16 protein-coding genes and 1 pseudogene are annotated in these 19,203 nt (G+C 73.3%); 8 read left to right on the top strand and 9 right to left on the bottom strand.

Features of this window, described 5'->3' with window-relative positions; genetic code table 11:
* The first annotated feature begins 13 nt into the window (after window positions 1-13).
* Window positions 14-214, top strand: coding sequence for a DUF397 domain-containing protein (locus ABZU69_RS10375; protein ID WP_354964088.1), 201 nt, complete (start codon window positions 14-16; stop codon window positions 212-214).
* Window positions 215-242: 28 nt separating this feature from the next.
* Entirely contained in the window at window positions 243-2,816 is a 2,574-nt protein-coding gene (gene hrpB / locus ABZU69_RS10370) for an ATP-dependent helicase HrpB (RefSeq protein ID WP_354964087.1), read from the top strand.
* A 6-nt stretch (window positions 2,817-2,822) separates the two neighbouring features.
* On the opposite strand, the gene ABZU69_RS10365 is transcribed toward hrpB, so the two are convergent.
* Complete coding sequence (locus ABZU69_RS10365) at window positions 2,823-3,548, bottom strand: protein phosphatase 2C domain-containing protein (RefSeq protein WP_354964086.1); 726 nt, start codon at window positions 3,546-3,548, stop codon at window positions 2,823-2,825.
* Between the two features lie 259 nt (window positions 3,549-3,807).
* Here ABZU69_RS10365 and ABZU69_RS10360 point away from each other — a divergent pair, with 259 nt between their 5' ends.
* The 4 genes and pseudogenes from ABZU69_RS10360 to ABZU69_RS10345 all read left to right on the top strand — a co-directional run bounded on the left by ABZU69_RS10360 (window position 3,808) and on the right by ABZU69_RS10345 (window position 10,214).
* The gene (locus ABZU69_RS10360) at window positions 3,808-6,417 is read left to right on the top strand and encodes a glycoside hydrolase family 9 protein (protein WP_354964085.1); all 2,610 of its coding nucleotides are present in this window, start codon (window positions 3,808-3,810) and stop codon (window positions 6,415-6,417) included.
* Window positions 6,418-6,508: 91 nt separating this feature from the next.
* Window positions 6,509-7,423, top strand: a complete 915-nt coding sequence (locus ABZU69_RS10355) for a hypothetical protein (RefSeq protein WP_354964084.1) — start codon at window positions 6,509-6,511, stop codon at window positions 7,421-7,423.
* Window positions 7,424-7,534: 111 nt separating this feature from the next.
* A pseudogene (locus ABZU69_RS10350) lies at window positions 7,535-8,786 on the top strand (DUF222 domain-containing protein).
* A 189-nt stretch (window positions 8,787-8,975) separates the two neighbouring features.
* Complete coding sequence (locus ABZU69_RS10345; protein WP_354964083.1) at window positions 8,976-10,214, top strand: MFS transporter; 1,239 nt, start codon at window positions 8,976-8,978, stop codon at window positions 10,212-10,214.
* 33 nt (window positions 10,215-10,247) lie between these two features.
* Here the strand turns inward: ABZU69_RS10345 and ABZU69_RS10340 are convergent, their stop codons facing one another.
* The 5 genes from ABZU69_RS10340 to ABZU69_RS10320 are packed head-to-tail and all read right to left on the bottom strand — an operon-like array spanning window position 10,248 to window position 14,821.
* Entirely contained in the window at window positions 10,248-10,505 is a 258-nt protein-coding gene (locus ABZU69_RS10340) for a UBP-type zinc finger domain-containing protein (protein ID WP_354964082.1), read from the bottom strand.
* Window positions 10,502-12,073, bottom strand: coding sequence for a Na+/H+ antiporter (locus ABZU69_RS10335; RefSeq protein ID WP_354964081.1), 1,572 nt, complete (start codon window positions 12,071-12,073; stop codon window positions 10,502-10,504). The genes ABZU69_RS10340 and ABZU69_RS10335 overlap by 4 nt, the downstream gene beginning before the upstream one ends.
* Window positions 12,074-12,112: 39 nt before the next feature.
* Complete coding sequence (locus tag ABZU69_RS10330) at window positions 12,113-13,078, bottom strand: TIGR03885 family FMN-dependent LLM class oxidoreductase (RefSeq protein WP_354964080.1); 966 nt, start codon at window positions 13,076-13,078, stop codon at window positions 12,113-12,115.
* 54 nt (window positions 13,079-13,132) lie between these two features.
* Window positions 13,133-14,545, bottom strand: a complete 1,413-nt coding sequence (locus ABZU69_RS10325) for an NADP-dependent succinic semialdehyde dehydrogenase (protein ID WP_354964079.1) — start codon at window positions 14,543-14,545, stop codon at window positions 13,133-13,135.
* A gap of 12 nt (window positions 14,546-14,557) precedes the next feature.
* Window positions 14,558-14,821: a DUF6343 family protein gene (locus tag ABZU69_RS10320; protein WP_089016751.1), complete on the bottom strand. Its 264-nt coding sequence runs from the start codon at window positions 14,819-14,821 to the stop codon at window positions 14,558-14,560.
* Window positions 14,822-15,062: 241 nt separating this feature from the next.
* Between ABZU69_RS10320 and ABZU69_RS10315 the strand changes: the two genes are divergently transcribed.
* Window positions 15,063-15,914 carry a GDSL-type esterase/lipase family protein gene (locus ABZU69_RS10315; protein WP_354964078.1) on the top strand — a complete coding sequence of 284 codons (852 nt, stop codon included), beginning with the start codon at window positions 15,063-15,065 and terminating at the stop codon, window positions 15,912-15,914.
* A gap of 28 nt (window positions 15,915-15,942) precedes the next feature.
* Here the strand turns inward: ABZU69_RS10315 and ABZU69_RS10310 are convergent, their stop codons facing one another.
* The 3 genes from ABZU69_RS10310 to ABZU69_RS10300 all read right to left on the bottom strand — a co-directional run bounded on the left by ABZU69_RS10310 (window position 15,943) and on the right by ABZU69_RS10300 (window position 17,828).
* The gene (locus tag ABZU69_RS10310; RefSeq protein ID WP_354964077.1) at window positions 15,943-16,689 is read right to left on the bottom strand and encodes an EcsC family protein; all 747 of its coding nucleotides are present in this window, start codon (window positions 16,687-16,689) and stop codon (window positions 15,943-15,945) included.
* A 37-nt stretch (window positions 16,690-16,726) separates the two neighbouring features.
* Window positions 16,727-16,873 carry a hypothetical protein gene (locus ABZU69_RS10305; RefSeq protein ID WP_354964076.1) on the bottom strand — a complete coding sequence of 49 codons (147 nt, stop codon included), beginning with the start codon at window positions 16,871-16,873 and terminating at the stop codon, window positions 16,727-16,729.
* Window positions 16,874-16,979: 106 nt separating this feature from the next.
* Window positions 16,980-17,828, bottom strand: coding sequence for a peptidase M23 (locus tag ABZU69_RS10300; protein WP_354964075.1), 849 nt, complete (start codon window positions 17,826-17,828; stop codon window positions 16,980-16,982).
* Between the two features lie 419 nt (window positions 17,829-18,247).
* On the opposite strand from ABZU69_RS10300, the gene ABZU69_RS10295 reads away from it, so the two are divergent.
* Window positions 18,248-19,168: a PAC2 family protein gene (locus ABZU69_RS10295; protein WP_354964074.1), complete on the top strand. Its 921-nt coding sequence runs from the start codon at window positions 18,248-18,250 to the stop codon at window positions 19,166-19,168.
* Window positions 19,169-19,203: the final 35 nt, after the last annotated feature.

Genomic DNA, 19,203 nt, shown 5'->3' with positions numbered 1-19,203 from the left:
AGAGGTATCGCGGATGACGGCGCACGACCTGACCCGGGCGGACTGGCGGACCAGCACGCGCAGCAGCGGCAACGGCAACTGCGTGGAGGTCGCGACAGCCGACGGTCGGGTCGCCGTCCGGGACAGCAAGGACCGGCCCGGCCCGGTGCTCACCTTCGACGCGCCGGCCTGGCGCGCGTTCCTGCACGGCGTCGGCGAGGTCCGCCGCAGCTGAGCCGCCGGGGCCGGTGCGAGACTGGGCCGTGCTCTCCGACGTAACCCTGGACCTGCCGGTACGCCCGGTGCTGCCGGCGCTGGTCGCGGCACTCGACGCGGCCGGCGCCGGTGTCCTGGTGGCCCCACCGGGCACCGGTAAGACGACCCTCGCCCCGCTGGCCGTGGCCGACCGGGTCAGCGGGCGGGTCGTGATCGCGCAACCCCGCCGGGTGGCCGCGCGGGCCGCCGCCCGCCGGATGGCCGAGCTGCTCGGCGAGCGGGTGGGCGACCGGGTCGGCTACGCGGTACGCGGCGAGCGCCAGGTCAGCCGTGCCACCCGGGTGGAGGTGGTCACCACCGGCCTGCTGGTCCGCCGGCTGCACCACGACCCGGAGCTGCCCGGCACGGGCGCCGTGCTGCTCGACGAGTGCCACGAGCGGCAACTCGACGCCGACCTCGCGCTGGCCTTCGCGGTGGAGGCCCGGGCCACCCTCCGGCCGGACCTGTGGCTGCTGGCAATGTCCGCCACCCCGGACACGGACCGGTTCGCCGCGCTGCTCGGCGGACCCGATCCGGCCCCGGTCGTCCGGGCCGAGTCGGCGCTGCACCCGGTGCAGCGGATCTGGGCACCGCCGGCACGGCCGATCGCCCCGCCCGGGGGCGGGCCGGTGGACCGGGCCCTGCTCGACCATGTGGCGGCCACCGTCCGACGGGCGCTGCGCGAGCGCGACGGCGACGTGCTGGTCTTTCTGCCCGGGGCCGGCGAGATCGCGGCGGTCACCGGCCGACTGGCCGACCTGCGGGACACCGTCGCGCTGCTGCCGCTGCACGGCCGACAGCGCGGCAGCGAGCAGGACGCGGCCCTGCGCCCGGCTGATCGACGCCGGGTGGTGCTGGCCACCGCGTTGGCCGAGACCAGCCTGACCGTGCCGGGCGTGCGGGTGGTGGTGGACGCCGGGCTGTCCCGGGTGCCCCGCACCGACCTGGCCCGTGGGCTCGGCGCGTTGATCACCGTGCCGGTCTCCCGGGCCGCCGCCACCCAGCGGGCCGGCCGGGCCGGCCGGGAGGCCCCCGGGGCCGTCTACCGCTGCTGGTCCGCGGCGACCCACGAGCGGCTGCCCGCCCGGCCGGAGCCGGAGATCGCCACCGCCGACCTGACCGGCTTCGCGCTGGAGCTGGCCGCCTGGGGACGGCCGGACGGCGTCGGGCTCGCACTGCCCGATCCGCCGCCGCCGGCGGCGCTGTCGGTGGCCCGGGACACGCTGGTCACCCTGGGCGCGGTCGACGCGGACGGCCGGATCACCGGGCGGGGACGGGCCATCGCCGCCGCCGGTGCGCACCCACGGCTCGCCCGGGCGCTGCTCGACGGCGCCGGCCGGGTCGGCGCCGACCGCGCGGCCGAGGTGGTGGCCCTGCTCGCCGAGGAGAGCGCGGCCGGCCCGGGCGACGATCTGGTCGCCGGCTGGCGTCGGCTGCGCGCCGGGGCGGACGCGGGCGCGACCGCCCGCTGGCGGGCCGAGGTGCGCCGCCTGCGAGGTGCCCTGCCCGCCGGCTCCCCGCCGCAGGGCCGCGCCGCCGCCGGTAAGCCCGGCCGGACGGTCGGCCCGGGGGCCAACGGACGCGCCGACGCCGGTGGGCTCACTGACGACCTAGCCGCCGGGCTGCTGGTCGGGTTGGCGTACCCGGAGCGGTTGGCCCGGGCGCGGCGGTCGGGCGGTTCGGCGTACCTGATGACCGGTGGGACCGCCGCGGAGCTGGCGGTGGGATCGGGGCTGACCGGGTCGGACTGGCTGGCGGTGGCCGTCGCGGACCGCACCCCCGGCGCGCCCTCGGCGCGGATCCGCCGGGCCACGCCGCTGGACGAGGCGACGGCCCGGGAGGCGGCCGGCCCGCTGCTGTCCACGCGCCGGGAGGTCGGCTGGTCCGAGGGGGACGTGGTGGCCCGGGAGGTGACCCGGCTGGGGGCGATCCTGCTCCAGGAGCGCCGGCTGGATCGTCCGGACCGGGCGGAGGTGGCGGCGGCGCTGCTGACCGGCCTGCGCCAGGACGGGCTGGGGCTGCTGTCCTGGACGCCGGCGGCCCGGGCGCTGCGCGAGCGGCTGGCGTTCACCCGGCACCACCTCGGCGCACCGTGGCCGGACGTCAGCGACGAGGCGTTGCTCGCCGCCGCGCCGACCTGGCTGGGCCCGGAGCTCTCCGCCGCCCGGCGCCGCGCCGACCTTGCCCGGGTGGACGTGGCCTCGGCGCTGCGCCGGCTGCTGCCGTGGGCACAGGCCGCCCAGCTGGACGAACTGGCCCCGGAACGGATCGCCGTGCCGAGTGGTTCCCGGATCCGGCTCGACTACAGCGACCCGGCGGCGCCGGTGCTGGCGGTGAAGCTGCAGGAGACGTTCGGCTGGCCGGTGGCCCCGCGCATCGGCGGCGGCCGGGTGCCCGTGCTGCTGCACCTGCTCTCCCCCGCCGGCCGGCCGGTGGCGGTCACCGCCGACCTGGCGTCGTTCTGGCGCACCGGCTATCCGCAGGTGCGCGGCGAGCTGCGCGGCCGCTATCCCCGGCACCCGTGGCCGGAGGATCCGACGACCGCGACGCCCACCCGGCGCGCCACACCGCGCCGGCGTTGAGGCCGGTTACTCCTCCACCACGTCGGCCACCACGACGGTGACGTTGTCCGGCCCGCCGGCGTGCAGTGCCAGGTCGATCAGCTTGCCGGCGCAGGCGGCCCGGTCCGGGTAGCCGGTGAGCACCTCGACGAGGGTGTCCGAGCGGACCACGTTGGACAGCCCGTCGCTGCACAGCAGCCACCGGTCGCCGACCCGGGGCACCATCGTCGCGTACGACGGGGAGACGTCGTCGCCCTGCAACGCCTGGGTGACCACCGCCCGGCGCGGGTGGCTGCTGGCCTGGTCCGCGGTGATCACGCCCTGGTCCACCAGCATCTGGACGAACGTGTCGTCCCGGGTGACCTGCTTGAGCACTCCCTCGCGGAGGAGATAGGCCCGCGAGTCACCGACGTGCGCGAGGGCGAGGCAGCTGCCGGTGCGGGCGAAGAGCAGGGCGGTCAGGGTGGTGCCCATGCCCTGGCGCTCCGGGTCTTCGGCGACCGCCTGCCGGATCCGGGTGGTGGCCAGCGCGATGCCACCCTGGAGCGCGGCCACCAGGGCGTCCTCGGGGGTCTCCACGTCCAGAGGAGCGACCGCGTCGATGGTGAGCGCGCTGGCCAGGTCGCCGGCCGCCATTCCGCCCATGCCGTCGGCGACGGCGACGAGCCAGGTCCCGGCGTGCAGGGCGTCCTGGTTTCCGCTGCGGATCAGCCCACGGTCGCTCGTTCCCACGGAACGCAGCTTCAGGGTCATGGGAGGCAGCCTGCCAGGCGAAGGGCGCAGTTGTCTCTAGGAGATCAGGACGACGGCGCGTGGCGCGGCCAATCTCACGTGTCCGCCCTGGCGCGTCATGGCGGACCCGGCCGGGCTGGCCGCCCTCGTCGTACGCCACAACCCATCCAGTCAGATCGATTGACACGGCGCACGGACGCTGGAAACATCGAGCCGAGAGTTGGGAGCGCTCCCAGATTTCACCACCACCGCCCCGCATCCCGTCCCGGAAGGACTCCCCGTGACGCCATCCCGACGCCGCCTCCTACTGGCCGCGGCGACCACCCTGGCCCTCACCGGCGCGGGCGCCGGCGCGGCCCACGCCGACCCGCCGCCGGACGCCCCCGAACAGATCGACAACGGCGACTTCAGCGCCGGCGTGAGCCCCTGGTTCTCCTACGGCACCGGCGCGCTCGCGGTGACCGACGGCCGGCTCTGCACCACCGTTCCCGGCGGACTGGCCAACCCGTGGGACGCCGGCATCGGCCAGGACGGCGTACCGCTGATCGCCGGCGCCGAATACACCCTCGGCTTCACCGTGTCCGCCACCCCCGGCGCCGCGGTCAAGGCCGTCCTCCAGCTCGGCAGCGCCCCGTACACCACGTACGCCGCCGTGGACGCCACCGCCACGGGCACCGCCCAGCGGGTCGAGCAGACCTTCACCGTCCCGGACGACAACCCGGGCGCCCAGCTGATCTTCCAGGTCGGTGGCGCCGCCGAGACGCAGACCGTCTGCCTGGACGACGTCTCACTGCGCGGCGGTGAGCCGCCCGAGCCGTACGAGCCGGACACCGGGCCGCGGGTACGGGTCAACCAGGTCGGCTACCTGCCCGGCGGGCCGAAGAACGCCACCGTGGTCACCGAGGCCACCGAGCCGCTCCCCTGGCAGCTGCGCTCGGCCGCCGGCACGGTCCTGGCCAGCGGCACCACCACCGCGCGCGGCGTGGACGCCGCCTCCGGGCAGAACGTGCACACGGCCGACTTCTCCGGCTACCGCACACCCGGCAGCGGTCTGACGCTCACCGTGGACGGTGACACCAGCCACCCGTTCGACATCTCCGGCACCCTCTACGACCGGCTGCGCGCCGACTCGCTCCAGTTCTTCTACGCCCAACGCAGCGGCATCGCCATCGACGGCCACCTGATCGGCGACGAGTACACCCGGCCCGCTGGCCACCTCGGCGTCGCGCCCAACCAGGGCGACACCACCGTGCCCTGCCAGCCGGGCGTCTGCGACTACTCCCTCGACGTGCGCGGCGGATGGTACGACGCGGGCGACCACGGCAAGTACGTGGTCAACGGCGGCATCGCCACCTACCAGCTGCTGAGCACCTTCGAGCGGACCAGGACGGCGGTCACCGCGGCCGGCGGCGTCGGTCTCGCCGACGGCACGCTGCGGGTGCCCGAGCACGACAACGGCGTGCCGGACATCCTCGACGAGGCCCGCTGGGAGCTGGAGTTCCTGCTGCGCATGCAGGTGCCGGCGGGCAAGCCGCTCGCCGGGATGGCCCACCACAAGATCCACGACCGGAACTGGACCGGCCTGCCGCTCGCCCCGCACGACGACCCGCAGCCCCGCGAGCTGCACCCGCCGTCCACCGCGGCCACCCTCAACCTGGCCGCCACCGCCGCCCAGTGCGCACGGCTCTACGCCCCCTACGACGCGGCGTTCGCGGCCCGCTGCGGCACTACCGCGACGACCGCCTACGCCGCCGCCAAGGCACACCCGGCGGTGTACGCCAGCCCCAGCGACAGCACCGGCGGCGGCGCGTACGACGACACCAACGTCACCGATGAGTTCTACTGGGCCGCGGTCGAGCTGTACCTGACCACCGGTGGGCAGGCCTATTTGACCGACCTGACCGCCTCGCCGCACCACAGCGGGGACGTGTTCGCCCCACAGGAATTCGGCTGGCAGGGCACCGCCGCGCTCGGCCGCCTCGACCTGGCCACCGTGCCGAACGGGCTGCCCGCCGCCGAGCTGACCCGGATCCGCGCCTCGGTCACCGGCGCCGCCGACGCGTACCTCGCCGAGCTGCGCCGGCAGGCGTACGGGCTGCCGATGCCCGGGGACGAGAGCAGCTACTTCTGGGGCGCCAACAGCAACATCATCAACAACGCCGTCGTGCTGGTCACCGCCTTCGACCTGACCCGCGACGCCACCTACCGGGACGGCGCCGTGCAGGCGATGGACTACCTGCTCGGGCGCAACGCGCTGAACATCTCGTACGTCACCGGGTGGGGCGAGCACGCGGCGGAGAACCAGCACAGCCGGATCTTCGGCCACCAGCTCGACCCGAACCTGCCGCGTCCGCCCGCCGGCTCCCTCGCCGGTGGCGCGAACGCTGCCCTCCAGGACCCGTTCGCGGCGCAACTGCTCGCCGGCTGCAAGCCGATGTTCTGCTATGTCGACGACATCAACTCGTACGCGACCAACGAGGTGGCGATCAACTGGAACTCGGCGCTGGCCTGGATCGCCTCGTTCCTGGCCGACCAGGGTGACGCCGGCGCGGTGCCGGCCACCACCTGCGCGATCCGCTACACCAACTACGGCGCCTGGCACGGCGGCAGCGGGTTCACCGCACAACTGACCGTACGCAATACCGGCGCCACCACCGTCAACGGCTGGACCATGCGGTTCGCGTTCACCGGCGACCAGCGGGTGCGCGAGGCGTGGCTGGCGAAGGTCACCCAGGCCGGGGCGACGGTGACCGCCCGCAACGAGTCGTACAACGCCCGGATCGGGCCCGGCGGCACGGTGACGTTCGGCTTCAACGCGACGACCACCGGCGGCGCCAACCCCAACCCGGGCCTGGTCACGGTCAACGGCGCTGCCTGCTCCCTGACCTGACCGGAACGGCTGGTGGCCTCCCGCAAGGGCGGCCGCCAGCCGTTCACAAACCAGGTGGACCGGGCTGGCCCCGTAGACCATGGTGAGGGCCATGGATGGCGGCGAACTGGCCGGCGCGGAGCGTCGGGTGTGGGCGGCGATGCCGGCGGGGACACGGGCCGCACTCGCCGGCCTACCCAGCGCGGACCTACGCACCCTGCTGCTGACCGTGGCCCGCGACCGCGCAGCCACCATGCGCCCGCCCGATCTGGTTCGCCGCTGGCGCGAGGACCGTTTCGTCCGCCCGGCCGGCGCCGACCCCCGCGCGCTCGCTCAGGTCGAAGCGCGGATGTGGCGACTCCTACCGGCCGACGTCTCTGGAGTGGAGCTGTCGCCGGTCGTACCGGTGGGCACCTGCGCGACGGTCGCACCGGTCAGCCAGAACAGGATCGTCACCACGATGCGTGCCAGCGAGGTGCTGAGCGATCCCACCAACGCGCTCGCGATCGAGGCGGCTGTGCGTCGCCGTCGGCAGAGCGAAGTGCACCTTGCCGCCGCCCACCGGGTGCTGCGGGCGCAGGACTTCGGCACCGGCGCGTCGGCGCACTTCCGACTCTTCGCCCTGGTGTCCAGTGCCCGGGACGCTGGCTCGGGCGGCACCGAGGCCCGGCTGCTGATCCGGCACCTCACCTACTGGCGGACCGTCCTCGCCGAACTGGCACCAGCGGCAACACCACAGCTGCATGTCACGGTCTTCGACGACCGGATCATCGGCGAGCGACTGGCCGACACCGTCCGACCGGCACTTGGTGAGAACGCGGTGCTGCTCGTGGACGAGTCGGAGCGGGAGCGCGGCCGGGGTTACTACACGGGTTGCGCACTGCGGATCACCGTCCTGGGCGGCAGCCTGGAGGTCGGCGACGGCGGCTTCACCGATTGGACCGCCCGGCTGAGCGGCGACGCCAAGGAGCGCTGCCTCGTTTCCTGCCTCGCCACCGAACGCCTCGTCGACTGCGTCGAGCGCTGAATCGACCGCACAACGACCCCGACCGCCGGCACTCAGCACGCTCAGAATGCCGACGAATTCCGCCGACACCGAGCACCAGAAGTTGTCGTACGGCTGTTCTAATATTTGGACGTGGTTGAGGAGTTGGCGCAGGCTGAGGCGGCAGTCGCCGTGTGCGTCGACGTGGCGACGTGGGCCCTGCCGGAGCACGACCTCATCGCGGCGCTCGATGCCGCACACCGCCTCGAACAGCGTCTGGCAGCGGTGAAGTTCACCGCGGTACGAGAGTTGGACGGCCGTGGCACGGCCGCGACGCAGGGCGCGTCGTCGACGTCGGTGTGGTTGCGTGACCGGCTCCGGCTCACCGTCCCCGCCGCTCGTCGGCTGGTTGACCTCGCTGCAGCTCTGGACACCGGGGGTGCCCGAGGTGCGGGCCGCTCTGGCCAGCGGCGATATCAATGTGGGGCAGGCCCGTGTCATCGGCGACACGGTCAGCACCGTGCAGACGACCGCCGGCGCCGACGTGGCCGAGAAGGCGGTTGCGGTGTTGATTGAGTGGGCCAGGCAGTTCGAGCCGACCCTGCTGCGCAAGCTGGGCACCCGGGTCCTCGATCACGTCGCGCCGGAGGTCGCCGAAGCCGCGGCTCGGGCGACGATTGAGGCCGATGCCCGCCGGGCCTGTCGAGACCGTCATGTCACTTTGTCCGGGCTGCGGGATGGCTGCCTGCGGCTGAGCGGCACCCTGGACGCCGAGGCGGCCGGCCTGCTGCGCGCCGCGATCGAGCCGTTGACGGCGCCGTCGGGTGTGGACGATCCGAGATCACCCGGGCAACGCCGCCACGACGCGCTCGCCGACCTCTGCCGACTCGCCCTGCGCTCCGGGCAGTTACCCGAACATGGCGGCGAGCCCGCACATCTCGTCGTCACCACCAGTTTCGACGGCCTCGTCCGTCAGCTCAACGGCGGCACTCTCGACACCGGCCTCGAACTCACCCCGGAAACCGTGCGCCGTGTCGCCTGCGACGCCACCATTCTGCCCGCCGTTCTAGGCAGCACCGGCCAGGTCCTCGACGTCGGCCGACAACGCCGCCTCATCACCGGGCCCCTCCGACGCGCCCTGGTCCTGCGAGACCGCGGCTGCGCCTTCCCCGGCTGCGACCGCCCACCCCGCTGGTGCGACGCCCACCACATCCGACACTGGGCCGACGGCGGCGACACAAGCCTGACGAACGCCGTGCTGCTCTGCGCACACCACCACCGACACATCCACCACGACGACTGGACCGTCCGACAGAGCGGCGACGGCCACCCGGAATTCGTCCCACCAGCCTGGCTCGATCCCGACCGCCTCCCCCGCCGCAACCAATACCACCGGCGCACGTGAAGACACTCCATACACCAGGCATGACTGCGGCACCCGGGCTCCCGCCGGCTCGATGCCGGGCGCCCGCCCGCACTGGTCCCACGTCGACCTGTCCACCGCAGAATTCGACGAACGCGCCGGAGTCGGTCTGTGACGGGCACCGCACCACGAGGGACGTCGATGCGTATACGTCGGCCATAGGGTCGTTGTGTGTGTACCCAGGCGGGGATTCGTGGCCGATGGCGGTCATTGTCGCCGTTGCCGCCACCCGGCCACCTGCGCACCCTGTCGCTGGCCACCCTCGCCAACACGGTCGGTGCCGGGCTCTGGCTGACCGGTGTGGCGCTCTACCTCACCCGCGTCGTCGGGCTGACCCCGACACAGGTGGGGCTCGGGCTCACCCTGGCCGGCCTGGTCGGGCTGACCGCCAGTGTGCCGCTCGGCGGGCTGGCCGACCGCCGCGACCCACGGACCCTCCGTGCGGTCCTTCAACTGGCGCAGGCCGCCGTCGCCGTCGCGTACCTGCTGGTGGGCTCGTTTCCAGTCTTTCTGCTGGTGGCGACTCTGGACGCGCTGCTGGTCTCCGGCAACCTGGCGGTTCGTGCCGCGCTGGTGGCCGCCGTCGCCGGCCCGCAGGGACGGGTGCACGCCTTCGCCACGCTGCGGGCGGTGGCGAACCTGGGCATCGCGGTCGGGGCGGGGCTGGCCGGGTTCGCGCTGGCCACCGACACGCATCTGGCGTACCAGATCCTGGTGGCCGGCAACGCGACCACCTATCTGGTGTCGGCGGCCCTGCTGATGCGGCTGCCGGCCCTCGCACCACCCACGCGTCCGTCGACGGCCGCCGCCCTTCGCCGGGGGCGGCCGCTGCGTGACGGCCGCTTCCTCGCGGTGAGCGGCGCGTCGGCGGTGCTCGCCCTCCATCAGACGGTGCTCACGCTGGTGGTGCCGCTCTGGGCGGTGAACCTGCTCGGGGCGCCCCCGCCCATCGTGTCGGCGGTGCTGCTGACCAACACCGTGCTCACCGTACTGCTGGCGGTGCGGCTCAGTCGGGGCGCGGACACCGCCGCGCCGGCCGCCCGGAAAATGCGCCGAGCCGGCCTGGTGCTGGCCACGGCGATGCTGCTGTACGCCGCCACCGCCGGCCTCCCCACCGCGCCGGCGGTCGCGCTCCTGCTGGTCGCCACCGTCGTCTACACCGTCGGCGACCTGTGGCACGGCGCCGCCGGGGCGGGACTGACCTACGATCTGGCGCCGCCGGACGCGATCGGCGCCTACCAGGGGGCGGACGGGATGTTCGCCGGTCTGGCCCGCGCCGTCGCCCCGGCTCTGCTGACGCTGGTGGTGCTCGACGGTGGCGTGCCCGGTTGGCTGGCCGTCGGAGGGCTCTTCGCCGTGGTGGGCCTGGCCAGCCCTGCGCTCACTCGGCGTGCGCTACCCCGTGACTGACGTTCGGGTGGAGGCACGTCGCCGCGAGCCCGGTCAGCCGATCTCCTCGTCGACGTAGCACCAGCGCCAGGCCTCGCCGGGCTGCGCCGAACGGATCACCGGGTGACCGGTGGACGCGAAGTGCTTGCTCGCGTGCTGGTTCGGCGACGAGTCGCAGCAGCCGACCTGCCCGCAGCTCAGGCAGGTGCGCAGGTGCACCCAGTAGGTGTCGCCGATGGCGACGCAGTCCGCGCACTCGTCGGCGGTACGCGCCTCGGCGGCTCCGGCCTCGGTCAGGTGCTGACAGCTCATTTCTCGACCTCCCGCAGCAACGACTCTTCCAGGTCCAGGTCACGATAGGCCTGCACCAGCACCTCCTCAGGTATCTGACCGGCGTCCCGGGCAGCCCGGAAGACGTCCCGCTCGGCGTCGATCATCTCCTGTCGCAGCCGACCGTACGCCTGCGAGGGGGTTTCCCGCTCGGAGCCACCGAGCCGTTCCCAGGCCATGTTCGTGCGGTCGTCCAGCGCCCGGCGCAGCCGGTCCACCACCGCCGGTGGCGCGTCGTCGGCCAACTCGTCGAGGCGGTCCTGGGCTGCCCGGCTGGCCTGCTGCTGCACCCCGGCGGCCGACAGCGCGTCCTGCACCGGGTCGTCCTGCGGCAGCTTCAGCCGGCGGGCGACGACCGGCAGCGTGGCTCCCTGGCCGACCAGGGTGACCACGATCACCGCGAAGGCCAGCCAGATGAACAACGCCCGGGGGTAGGGCTCGTCGTCGGCCAGGGTCAGCGGCAGGGCCAGCGCGGCGGCCAGGGTCACCACACCGCGCATCCCGGCCCAGCCGATGATGATGGGGAACTTCGGCGGCGGGGCCGGATCCCGGCGACGGATCCGGGGCACCAACCGGGCCAGGTAGGTGGCCGGGAAGAGCCAGACGAACCGGGTGAAAAAGACCGTGGCGAGCACGGCGAGGGTGATCGCGGTGAGCGAGCCGAACGGCTCGTCGAGGTCCCGCAGCACGTCCGGCAATTGGAGCCCGACCAGCAGGAAGACCAGCCCCTCCAGCAGGAAGCGGGCCAGCCGCCAGAACGCGCCGACCTGCAGCCGGGAGGCGGCCGAGAGCAACCGGGGCAGCTTGTGGCCGAGCACCAGCCCGGTGACCACCACCGCGACGACGCCGGAGGCGTGCACCTCCTCGGCGCCGAACACCACGGCGAATGGAATGATCAACGACAACGCGTTGTCCAGCAGCGGGTCGTGGATACGCCGGTGCAGGAAGCCGAAGACCAGCGCGCCGAGCAGACCGATCAGGATGCCGCCGCCGGCGGACCGCAGCACCTCGATGGCGACGTCGGCGGTGCCGACCGCCGAACCGGCGGTCGCCAGCGTCGCGACCCGCAGCAGCACCAGCGCCGTCGCGTCGTTGATCAGGCTCTCCCCCTCCAGGATGGTGACCACCCGGCGGGGCAGCCCGACCCGTCGGGCGACCGCGGTGGCGGCCACCGCGTCCGGGGGCGCGACCACCGCGCCGAGGGCCAGGCAGATCGCGAACGGCAGCTGCGGCAGCAGCAGGTGCAGCACGAGGCCGACCACGAACGCGGTGAACAGCACCAGGCCGACGGCGAGCAGCAGGATCGGCCGGATGTTGTTCTTGAACGCCGGCACCGAGGTCTCCAGCGCTGCCACGTAGAGCAGCGGCGGCAGGATTCCGACCAGCACCAGCTCCGGGTCAAGGTGCACCTGCGGAAGGCCCGGCACGAAGGAGAGCGCCAGACCGAGTACGACCAGCAGGATCGGCGCGAGCAGGCCGAGCCGGCGGGCCAGCGCCGCGCCCAGGGTGGCGATCGCCAGGAACACGACGACCGGAAACAGGCTTTCCATGGGACAGAAGCCTAGGGGTCCCAGGTAGTGGACCCCTGGTCAGCCGGCCGGGCGCAACTTCGGCAGCACCTCGGCGCCGAACGCGTCGATGAACCCGCGCTGCTCCTGCCCGACGTGGTGCAGGGCGATCTGGTCGAACCCGAGTTCCGCGTACTCCTCCAGCCAGCCCACGTGCCGGCCCAGGTCGGCCGAGACGTTCACGACCTCCGCGACCCGTTGCGGTGGCAGGTCGGCCGAGACCACGTCGAAGTGCTCGACGGTCTCCAGGTCCCAGCAGACCGGCGGGGCGAAGACGTTGCTGCGCCACTGGTCGTACGCGAGCGCCTCGGACTGCGCCTGCTCCGGCGCCCAGCTGACGTGCACCTGCAGGTGCAGTGGGCCGCGCCCGCCGGCGTCCCGGTACGCGTCGATCATCTCGCGCAGGTGCGCCACCGGCGCGTTCACGGTGATCAGACCGTCCGCCCACTTGGCGCACCAGCGGGCGGTGGCCACGCTGACCGCGGCGCCGACCAGTGCGGGCGGCTGCTCGGGCCGGGTCCACAGCCGGGCCCGGTCCACCCGGACCAGGCCGTCGTGGCTGACCTCCTCGCCGGCCAGCAGCGCCCGGATCACGTCGACGCACTCGCGCAGCCGGGCCGCGCGTACGTCCTTGCGCGGCCACGGGTCGCCGGTGATGTGCTCGTTGCTGGCCTCACCGGTGCCCAGCGCGGCCCAGAACCGACCCGGGTACATCGCGCCGAGGGTGCCGATCGCCTGCGCGATGATCGCCGGGTGGTAGCGCTGGCCGGGGGCGTTGACCACACCGAACGACATGCCGGTGGCCTGCAACGCGGCCCCCAGCCAGGACCAGGCGAAGCCGGATTCGCCCTGCCGGGCGCTCCACGGGGAGAAGTGGTCGGAGCACATGGCGGCGTCGAAGCCGGCCCGTTCGGCGTGCAGCACCGCCTCCAACAGGGCACGCGGACCGATCTGCTCGTGCGAGGCGTGAAATCCGAACAGCGTCATGCCGGCACTTCCTACCCGCGACCGCCCCCGCTGATGCCTGCAAGGAACCGCGGGCTACTCGGCGTGCGCGCCGGCGCCGGCCGAGGCCGCGCCCTGTCCCACCCAGACCGTCTTGGTGTTGCAGAACTCCCGCATGCCCAGCGCGGACAGCTCTCGGCCGTAGCCCGAGTTCTTCACGCCACCGAACGGCAGCTCCGGGAAGGAGGTGGTCATGCCGTTGATGAAGACGTTGCCGGCGTCCAGGTCGGTGGCGAAGCGTTCCTGCTCGGCCTCGTCCCGGGTCCACGCGTTCGAGCCGAGCCCGAAGGAGGTGCCGTTGGCCACCTCGATCGCCTCCTCGTACGACGACACCCGGTACAGGCCGGCGACCGGGCCGAAGACCTCCTCGCGCCACATCCGCATCTCCGGAGTGAGGTCGGTGACCACAGTCGGCGGATAGAACCAGCCGTCACCGGCCGGCAACTCGCCGCCGCAGAGCACGGTCGCGCCGTTGTCCACCGCGTCGCGTACCTGAGCGTGGACCTCGTCGCGACCGCTCTGGCTGGCCAACGGCCCCACGTCGGTGTCCTGGTCCATGGGGTCGCCGACCCGCAAGGCGGCCATGTTCGCGGCGAACTTCTCGGCGAAGGCGTCGAAGACGTCGGTGTGCACGATGAACCGCTTCGCCGCGATGCAGGACTGGCCGTTGTTCTGGCAGCGGGCGGTGGTGGCCACCTCGGCGGCCCGGTCCACGTCGGCCGAGGGCATCACCACGAACGGGTCGCTGCCACCGAGTTCGAGCACGGTCTTCTTCAGCTCCCGGCCGGCGACCTGGGCGATTGACCGGCCGGCGCGCTCGCTACCGGTGAGCGTGGCGGCGCGTACCCGGGGGTCGCTGAGGATCCGGTCGACGGCCTCCGAGCCGACGAGCACGGTGGTGAACGCGCCCTCCGGGAAGCCGGCCCGACGGAACACGTCCTCCAGCAGCAGCGCGGTCTGCGGCACGTTCGAGGCGTGCTTGAGCAGGCCGGTGTTGCCGGCCATCAGCGCCGGCGCGGCGAAGCGCATCACCTGCCAGAGCGGGAAGTTCCACGGCATCACGGCGAGCACCGGGCCGATCGGTTGGTAGCGGATGAACGCCCGGGTCGCCGTCACCGCCTTGGCGTCGGCCGGCTCGTCGGCGAGGAACGAGGGCGCCCGGTCGGCGTAGAACCGGCAGGCCGAGGCGCACTTGGTCACCTCGGCCTGTGCCGCGACGTACGTCTTGCCCATCTCGGTCGTCATGATCCGGGCGATCTCGTCCCGGTCGGCCTCCAGCAGGTCGGCCGCGGCGTGCATCCACCGTGCACGCTGGTCGACGGTGGTCTCGCGCAGCTGCTGGTACGCGAGGTCGGTGCGTTCGATGGCGGCGTCGAGCTGCTCGGTGGACATCGCTTCGTAGGTCTTGAGCACCTGTCCGGTGGCCGGGTTGGTGGTGGCGATGGGCATCTCGTCCTCCTGTCACTCGAACAGTGAGTGCCGGACGCCCGGCTGCTCGCGGCGGCGGGCGGCGCGGCGGCGCTGGATCACGACCAGGTCGACCACGGCGACCACGGCGAAGATCGCGCAGAGCACGCCGAGCCAGGCGAGGTCGGCCCAGAACGCCAGCACCGCGAAGAGCACCATGATCACCAGTCCGAAGCCGGCGAGGGTGAGCCGGAGGTTCAGCGCGCTGTACGCGTGGCCGACCGTGCCACGGGCGCGCCGGGGCTGCGATCTCGTCATACCTCCCGACCTACCCCAGATCGCCTGTGTTAACCGGCTGGCGTTCTTCCCATGGCCCGCAACGCCGGGGTGGCGATCATCCAACCGTCCCGCAAGGCGGCCCCCGGCGGCATGCACCTAGCACGCCGCAGGCGGTCGCGCCGCCGCTCTACCGCATACCCGACAGCAACTTCCCGATGAACCGCTTCCTACGCATAGAGTTACCGCTCTGTCGCTCTGTGCTGTGAAGACGGGGGATGTCATGCCTCGACGCTGGGTCACCGCGCTGGCCTGTCTCGCGGCGCTGGTCGCGCTGGCGTGCGAGGGCGGCACCTCGGCGAGCCCCCGCCCCACCAACGACACCCCGAAGCCCGGTGGCCCCGGTGGCATCGCCGCGCTCGGCGACTCGATCAGCACCGGCTTCGCCTCCTGCCTGGTGCTCACCTCCTGCGAGCGCAACTCCTGGTCGACCGGGGACGGCCTGCGGGTACGCAGCCTCTACCGGCGGCTGCTCGACCAGGACTCCGCGATCCGCGACCGGACGTACAACCACGCCCGGCCGGGGGCCCGCGCCGACGCGCTGGAGGGCCAGGCGAAGGCTGCGGTACGCGACCGCGCCGACTACGTCGCCGTGTTGATCGGGACCAACGACGTCTGCCGGGGTGGGATCGACGCGATGACACCGGTGGCGCAGTTCCGGGCCGACGTCGACCGGGGCCTGCGGGTGCTGCGGACCGGCCGACCGAAGGCCCGGGTGCTGGTGGTGAGCATTCCCGACCTGTACCGGCTCTGGGAGGTCGGGCACGGCGACCCGCGCGCGGTGCGCGCCTGGCGGCGGGGTGTCTGCCCCGCTCTGCTGGCCGACGCGACCTCGACGGCACCCGCGGACCGCGCCCGCCGGGCCGCCGTCCGCGAGCGGATCGACGCCTACAACGCCCAACTGGTGGCCGCCTGCCGGGCGTACGGGTCGCGCTGCCGGCACGACGGCGGCGCGGTGCACAAGGTCCGGTTCACCCTGGACCTGCTGAACCCGCTGGACTGGTTCCACCCCAACGCCGGCGGGCAGGGACGGCTCGCCGAGGTCACCTGGCGCGCCTCGGGCCTGGCCGACTGACTGGCCGGACGCGCCCGCGAGCGGTGGGTCAGGGGCGGCGGGGCTCCGGCAAGCTCGCACCGCGCGGGCGGTAGAGCGCACGGGATCGCTCCGCGAGATCCCTGGTGGCCGACGAGTTGGCCCAGGTGCCGAGCACGATCGCCGCGCCGGGCACGATCTTGGCCACCATCCGCTTGGCCGCCCGGACGCCGGCCATCTGGGCCAGCCGCACGCCGAGTCGCAGCATGACGTGGCCGAGTGGACGCTGGCCGCCCAGGCCGAAGAGCGCGTCGGCGCGTTCCCGGCCGGCGGCCACCCCGAGCGCCAGTCGGGCACTCTCGGCGACCTTGTGCACCCGCTGGAGCACCAGCAGGTCTGTGGCCCGGTCGGTGTGCAACGGGTCGACGTCGTACGCGGCGGCGATGTGCAGCACCATCCGCGCCTGGGTCCAGGCCAGCACACCCACGTCGAGCACGGCGCCGGGCAGCCCGGCCGCGCCGGAGACGGCCCCGGAGAGGCGGGCCAGATTGAGGAACTTGCGGGCCGCCTGGTCCGCAAGGACGTCGGCGGAGACGCCAGCCTGATCAGCCCGGGCCCGGGCTGCCCACTGGACGGCCTCCGGCCCGAGCCGGCGCACCGCCTCCAGGGCGAGGTGCTCCGGGGCGTACTGCGGATCCGCGCGCATCCGGTCCCAGAGCCGGGCAGGCGGCCCCTCGGGGGCGTCCATCGGCAGGTTGGCGGACGGTTGGGGGGTGGGCGCGGCGGGCTGGCCGCCGACGGGTGGGGTGTCTGTCACCGGGTCTCCCCAGGGGTCGGTACGGCCGGTGGAACGGTCAGCGGCGGCGGTTGGACAGCCGGGCCGCCAACCCCTTGAGCTTCTGCTGGTTGCTGGGCTTGGCCAGCTCGCGCCGACCCCGGTCGACCAACTGCTGCCCCTTGGGTGATCTCAGGAACATGCTGATCCGCTGCATCAGTGACATGACGTCCTCCTGTCGGTGATCCCGCTGTCATGTGTACCCCGAACCCGCAACGGATGTACCCGGGACCCGACAGGCTCAACCCCAACCGTCCATAGTGGCCGGTAGGTTACCGCCCGGCCGGCACGATCGCGTCGACGACCCGGTTGGCCCGCCACTCGTGCTGCTGGTAGTGCTCGGGATACGCGGAGACCTGCACCGCCTGGGCGGCATCGGTGAGCCGCATCTGCTGCCAGCCGGGCACCTGCTCCAGCGCGCTGAGGAACTGGCTGGTGGCGAACTCGGGGTCCATCAGCCGGCTCACCGGGCCCCAGCCGCTGCTGGAGCGCTGCTGGAACAGTCCGACGGAATCGTGGTCCCAACCGACGCCCTGGTGCGGATAGTCCTGCGACTCGGGCAGCACGCCGCTGGCCACGTTGTACAGGTTGCTCTCCTGCATGGCCGTGGCCACCGCGATCACCAGGCCGCGGCGGGGCACGCCCATCTTGCGGCCGGTGCGGACGATCGCCTCGGCGTTCTCCATCTGGTCCTCATCCAGCCCGGCGACGGGGGCCGGGTCGGTCGGCCGCGCCGGGGCGGCCTTGCGCGCCGACCGGGTGGTGTCCGGGTCGGCGGCGGACGGGGTGGCGGTGGGCGTGGCCGGGACGGCGGCCCGGTCGAGACCACGGGAGGCATGCTGCTGCTCGGCACGCTGCACCAGCTCCGAGCTTCCGGCGAGCGAATCGGAGCGCACCGCGCCAGCGCTCTCGTCGCGGACCTGCGCGACGGCGGCCAGGCCGAGGCAGCAGACCACGCCGGTGGCGAGCGCCACCTGTGCCCGGCGTCGATCCGTCAGGTCCCGGGCGTACGCCCGGATCCGGCTCGCGGCGGTTGTCCGTTCGGCTGAGGTGCCATCCTCCATATCGGCAGTGGGCCTGCTCGGGGCGTACGGGTCGTCGAGGGTGCCGTCGTCACGCATCAACCGAGGCTAGGCAGGCGGAAACCCCGATCACGCACGGTGATCACGTGGCGCTCGCCACAGATCCGGGCCCTCCCGGTGGACGACCGGGGCGCGTCGACCCGCCCGGGGAATGGACCTCGCGTACCGGATGAAGCCGGCGTCGCACGCAGCCGGGACGGCACGCGACACGGACGGACATCCGACCCCGGGCACCGACATGATCGACAAACTCGGCCTTTGGGCTGAACCACCCTCGGCCGATCGGGCGGCAGGGCCGACCTGGCGGCGTAATCGGGTGATTAGTCCGGTCGCGCCCATCCACCGGGCGACGGATCGCCCCGAGCAGGAATGCACCAGGATGGCGGGTACGTTGCCCGAACCGGGTGCCGTCCGTCGCGTCGGCATCCCGTAGGCACATTCCAGGGAGGTCCGCACCGGTGCTCGACCCACACGAGCTCTACCAGCTCACCGACGATCTGCCCGACCTCGGGCAACCGGTCATGATCCAGGCCCTCACCGGGTTCGTGGACGCCGGCAACGCCAGCCGGCTGGCCCGCGAGCAGCTGCTCACCTCGCTGGAGAGCCGGCCGATCGCCACCTTCGACGTGGACCAGCTCTTCGACTACCGCTCGCGGCGCCCCGTGATGACCTTCGTCGAGGACCACTGGGAGAGCGTCGACGCGCCCGAGCTCGAGCTGCACCTGCTGCACGACGACGACGAGACCCCGTTCCTGCTGCTCACCGGCCCGGAGCCGGACCTGCAGTGGGAGCGGTTCGTGGCCGCGGTCGCCGGGCTCACCGCCCGCCTGGACGTCCGACTCACCGTCGGGCTCAACTCGATCCCGATGGCGGTGCCGCACACCCGGCCGACCGGGGTGACCGCGCACGCCACCCGGCCCGAGCTGATCGCCGGGTACGAGCCCTGGCTGCAACGGGTCCAGGTGCCCGGCAGCGTCGGTCACCTGCTGGAGTTCCGCCTCGGCGAGCAGGGCCGTGACGCGCTCGGCTTCGCCGCCCACGTGCCGCACTACGTGGCGCAGACCGAGTACCCGGCCGCCGCCGAGGTGCTGCTCACCTCGGTGTCCCGCAGCACCGGGCTGCTGCTGCCCGGCGACGGGCTGCGCTCGGCCGCCGAGGTGGTCCGGGTGGAGATCGACCGGCAGGTCGCTCAGACCGAGGACGCCGCCGCCCTGGTCCAGGCCCTGGAGGAGCAGTACGACGCGTTCGCCCGGGGCCGCGGTGAGAAGAGCCTGCTCGCGCCGGACGCCGGCCCGCTGCCCACCGCCGACGAACTCGGCGCGGAGCTGGAACGGTTCCTGGCCGAACAGACCCGTCCCGGCGACACCCCGGGCAGCTGACCCGGCGTCGCGGGGGCGGATGCGGCAGGCTGGAG

It is taken from the genome of Micromonospora sp. NPDC005206 (assembly GCF_040608175.1).
Classification (GTDB): domain Bacteria; phylum Actinomycetota; class Actinomycetes; order Mycobacteriales; family Micromonosporaceae; genus Micromonospora.
Note: the sequence above shows the minus strand (reverse complement) of the source record. Positions and strands in the feature narration are given on the sequence as shown.